This window comes from Microbacterium sp. K35 (genome assembly GCF_004794375.1).
In the GTDB taxonomy this organism is placed as follows: domain Bacteria; phylum Actinomycetota; class Actinomycetes; order Actinomycetales; family Microbacteriaceae; genus Microbacterium; species Microbacterium sufflavum.
Genome location: NZ_SSDM01000170.1, coordinates 1 through 3,582 on the forward strand (window position 1 = coordinate 1; position 3,582 = coordinate 3,582).

The following is a 3,582-nucleotide window of genomic DNA, read 5'->3' on the forward strand; positions in this document are numbered from 1 at the left end:
GCACGGCCGACCTCCCGCCTCGCGGCCCTGCGGCTCTCACGCGCGGCATCGCGCTGCCCGGGGCGCCGGTCGACGAGGCCGATGCGGTGTACGCCAGGGCGCTCCAGCGCAGTCAGCTGCGGCTCGCGCTCGGCACGGTCGCCGGGTTCGTGGTGGTCGTGGTCGCGATGACCCTGGCGATCGCGCTCGTGCCCGAGATCGACCGGGTCGTGCTGTGGGGCCTGCCGCTGTCGTGGCTGCTGCAGGCGTTCGCGTTCTACCCGGTCATCGTGGTGTTCGCGCTGCTGTATCTGCGCACGGCGGTCCGCAACGAGCGCCGCTACCGCGCCCTCCGGGACCGCGAATGAACGCGCTGCTCGACCTGCTCGGGGTCGCGCTGGTGGTGATCGCCACGCTGCTGATCGGCGTGTACGGCCTGCGGGTGTCGCGCACGACGAGCGACTTCTTCGTGGCGTCGCGCACCGTCCGGCCGGTGTGGAACGCCTCGGCGATCAGCGGCGAGTACCTGTCGGCCGGCACCTTCCTCGGGCTCTCCGGACTCGTGCTGCTCGACGGCGCGCGCGGCTTCTGGTTCCCGATCGGATACGCGGCCGGGTACCTGCTGGTGCTGGTGTTCGTCGCGGCCCCGCTCCGGCGCAGCGGGGCCTACACGATCCCGGACTTCGTGGAGGCGCGGCTCGGGTCGGCCTCGGCGCGACGCGTCACGAGCCTCGCGGTGCTGGTGATCGGGTGGCTGTACATCGTGCCGCAGCTGCACGGCGCCGGCATCACGCTGGTCGTGGTCGCGGGGTTGCCGGAGTGGGTGGGCGCCGTGACGGTCGCGGTGCTCGTGGCGGCGTCGGTCGCGGCGGGCGGGATGCGCGCGATCACCTTCGTGCAGGCGTTCCAGTACTGGCTCAAGCTCACGGCGCTGCTGGTGCCGGTGGTGTGCATCGCCTTCGCGCTCGGCGGCGGACCGCACGCGTTCGACCCGGCGCTCGTGTTCCCCAGCGAGGCGGGCCCGTCCGGCTTCGACGCGTACGAGACCGCGTCGCTGCTGCTCGCGCTGCTGCTGGGCACGATGGGACTGCCGCACGTGCTGGTCCGTTTCTACACGAGCCCGACCGGGGCGTCGGCGCGGCGGACGACCGTGATCGTGATCGCGATGGTCAGCGCCTTCTACGCCGTGTCGAGCGCGATGGGGCTGCTCGCCCGCATCGCCGCTCCCGACCTCGCGGTGCCGGGTGTGGCCGACACGGTGGTGCTGCAACTGCCCTCGCGCGTGTTCCCCGGACCGGGCGGAGAGCTGCTCACGGCGCTCATCGTCTCGGGCGCGTTCGCGGCGTTCCTGGCGACCTCGGCCGGGCTCGTGGTGTCGCTCGCGGGGGTGATCAGCCAGGACGTGTTCTCCGGGTCCGTCCGCTCGTTCCGCCTCTCCGCGGTGCTGTGCGCGCTCGTGCCGCTCGGGGTCGCGCTGCTCACGGCGCCCGCGGGGCTCGTGTCGAGCGTGGGCGTGGTGTTCGTGGTGGCCGCATCGACGCTGTCGCCCGTGGTGCTGCTGGGCGTGTGGTGGCGCGGGCTCACGGCCCGCGGGGCGGTGGCGGGGATGGTGTGCGGCGGCGTCGCGACCGGGCTGGCGCTGCTCGTGCACGCCGTGATCGACGGGGTCGGGGTCGCGGCGCCGTACCTCGCGCAGCCCGCGGCGTGGACGATCCCGCTGGCCACGGCCGTGACGGTCGCGGTGTCGCTGCTCGATCCGCGCGGCCCGTCGCCGCGCACGGACCGCTTCCTCGCCCGCGTGCACACCCCCGAACGCGGCTGACCGGAGGGCCGGGCGAACGCGCGGGATCAGGCGAACACGCGGGATCAGGCCGCAGTGGCCGGGGGTCCGCGCGAGCGCCTGAATCCGAGCGCGCCCGTGCGGGTCAGTCCGTGCGGGTCAGAGGGTGCGGGTCAGAGGGTGCGGGTCAGACGGTGCGGGTGCGCGGCAGGAGCCGGACGGGCGGGAGCGGCGGCGCGGGGATGCGCACGTCGTGCCCCTCGACCGTCCCGAACCGCGGGGCCGCGGCCTCCCAGTCCTCGCGGGCGGCCGCGATCTCGTCGTGCGTGCGGCCGGCGAAGTTCCACCACATCACGATGTCCGACTCGAACGGCTCGCCGCCGAGCAGGAACAGCAGGGCGCCCTCGGTGCTGGTCACCTCGACCTCCGTGCGCGAATCGCCGAGGTACACCAGGGCGTTGCGCTGCATGGCGTGCTCGGACAGCGCGGCCTCGCCCTCGACCAGCAGCAGCGCGTGCTCCCACTCGGACCGCAGCGGCAGGCGCACGGTCGACCCGGCGGGCAGCACGACCTCGGCGCCCACGATCGGGGTGTGCACGGTCGCGGGGGAGCGCGTCGCGGCGAACTCGCCGAGCACGACGGTCGCCGTGGCGTCGGGCCCCTCGGTCGCGGGCAGCTGGACGGTCGGCAGGTCGGTGTGGCGTTCGAAGCCGCCATCGCCGTGCCGCGCCGACTCGGGCAGCACGACCCAGAACTGCAGCGCGTCGAGCGGGATCGGGTCGTCGCCGACGGAGTACTCGGAGTGGGAGATGCCGTTGCCGGCCGTCATCAGGTTCAGCTGCCCGCGGCGCAGGTCGGCGTCGCTGCCGAGCGAGTCGCGGTGACGGATCTCGCCGACGAGGGGCCAGGTCACCGTCTGCAGTCCGATGTGCGGATGGGGTTCGACGCGCATGCGGGTGTCGGCTGGTCCGAAGCGGTCGAGGAAGCACCAGGCGCCGATGGTCGGCAGGTTGCGGTGCGGGAGCACGCGCAGCACGGTCATGCCGCGCACACCCCCGAGCGGCACGTCGCGGGGCTCGAGGACGAGGCGGCGCTGCCCGATCATTCCGCCCGTCCGGTGGGATCGTCGTCGGAGCCGCCGGCGGACTCCCGCGGAGCCGACTTGTCCTGCGCCGACTTCTCCTGCGCCGACTCGTCCTGCACTGCGGCGTCCGGTGCCGCCGCGCCCTGGACCTCGGCGGGACGCTGCGGCCAGCGGATCTCGGCGCCGGGCACCTCGTGCGTCTGCAGGTACTTCGCGATGTAGGGGCACAGCGGCACGATCGCGTCGCCACGCCTCGCCGCGTCGGCCAGGGCCTCGGCGGCGAGCTTCCCGGCGAGCCCCTGACCCTGGAACGCCGGGTCGATCTCGGTGTGGATGAAGCGGATGGCGCCCGGCCTCAGCTGGAACTCGGCGAACCCGGCGAGCACGTCGTCGGAGCGGATCTCGTAGCGGGAGGCCTCGTCGTTGCGGGTCACGGAGATGTCGGTCATCGGGTGCTCCTTCGGGGTCTGGGTCCAACCTAACCCCGGTCGCGGTGGTGGGGACGGCCGCTGCCCGTGTCGGCCGGGGTCGTTACGCTGGAGGCATGCCGCAGACTCCCCGTGACCCGTACGAGGATCTGCCCTACGCCGACGAGCCCTGGGGCGACGGGTGGGAGCCGTCCGCGCCGCCGGAGCCGATGGACTGGGAGCCGCAGGGCGCGGGGTTCGAGCCGCCGCTCGACTGGGGCCCCGGTCCCACCACGCCGGTGACCGCGTCCCGTGCGCCGGCGTGGTGGGAC

The 3,582-nt window shown here is 74.0% G+C and carries 5 protein-coding genes; 3 read left to right on the forward strand and 2 right to left on the reverse strand.

What is annotated here, in order from left to right; genetic code table 11:
• Together DW299_RS06265 and DW299_RS06270 are read left to right on the forward strand one after the other, a co-directional pair.
• The coding region (locus DW299_RS06265) for a heavy metal transporter (RefSeq protein WP_136036070.1) at positions 1 to 347 on the forward strand (347 nt) is incomplete at its 5' end.
• Positions 344 to 1,801: a sodium/solute symporter gene (locus tag DW299_RS06270; protein ID WP_136030082.1), complete on the forward strand. Its 1,458-nt coding sequence runs from the start codon at positions 344 to 346 to the stop codon at positions 1,799 to 1,801. The genes DW299_RS06265 and DW299_RS06270, both read left to right, overlap by 4 nt.
• Positions 1,802 to 1,946: 145 nt before the next feature.
• Here the strand turns inward: DW299_RS06270 and DW299_RS06275 are convergent, their stop codons facing one another.
• On the reverse strand, positions 1,947 to 2,864 hold the full coding sequence (locus DW299_RS06275; RefSeq protein WP_136036071.1) for a pirin family protein: 918 nt from the start codon (positions 2,862 to 2,864) through the stop codon (positions 1,947 to 1,949).
• Positions 2,861 to 3,292 carry a GNAT family N-acetyltransferase gene (locus tag DW299_RS06280; RefSeq protein WP_136036072.1) on the reverse strand — a complete coding sequence of 144 codons (432 nt, stop codon included), beginning with the start codon at positions 3,290 to 3,292 and terminating at the stop codon, positions 2,861 to 2,863. Before DW299_RS06280 ends, DW299_RS06275 begins: the two co-directional genes overlap by 4 nt.
• A gap of 95 nt (positions 3,293 to 3,387) precedes the next feature.
• Between DW299_RS06280 and DW299_RS06285 the strand changes: the two genes are divergently transcribed.
• Positions 3,388 to 3,582 (forward strand): hypothetical protein (locus DW299_RS06285; protein WP_205814338.1); only part of this gene is annotated, 195 nt, incomplete at its 3' end.

What these genes read in the sequence shown, in the direction of transcription:
- DW299_RS06280 (WP_136036072.1), bottom strand. Translation starts at nt 3,292, where the DNA reads ATGACCGACATCTCCGTGACCCGCAACGACGAGGCCTCCCGCTACGAG.
- DW299_RS06270 (WP_136030082.1), top strand. Translation starts at nt 344, where the DNA reads ATGAACGCGCTGCTCGACCTGCTCGGGGTCGCGCTGGTGGTGATCGCC.
- DW299_RS06275 (WP_136036071.1), bottom strand. Translation starts at nt 2,864, where the DNA reads ATGATCGGGCAGCGCCGCCTCGTCCTCGAGCCCCGCGACGTGCCGCTC.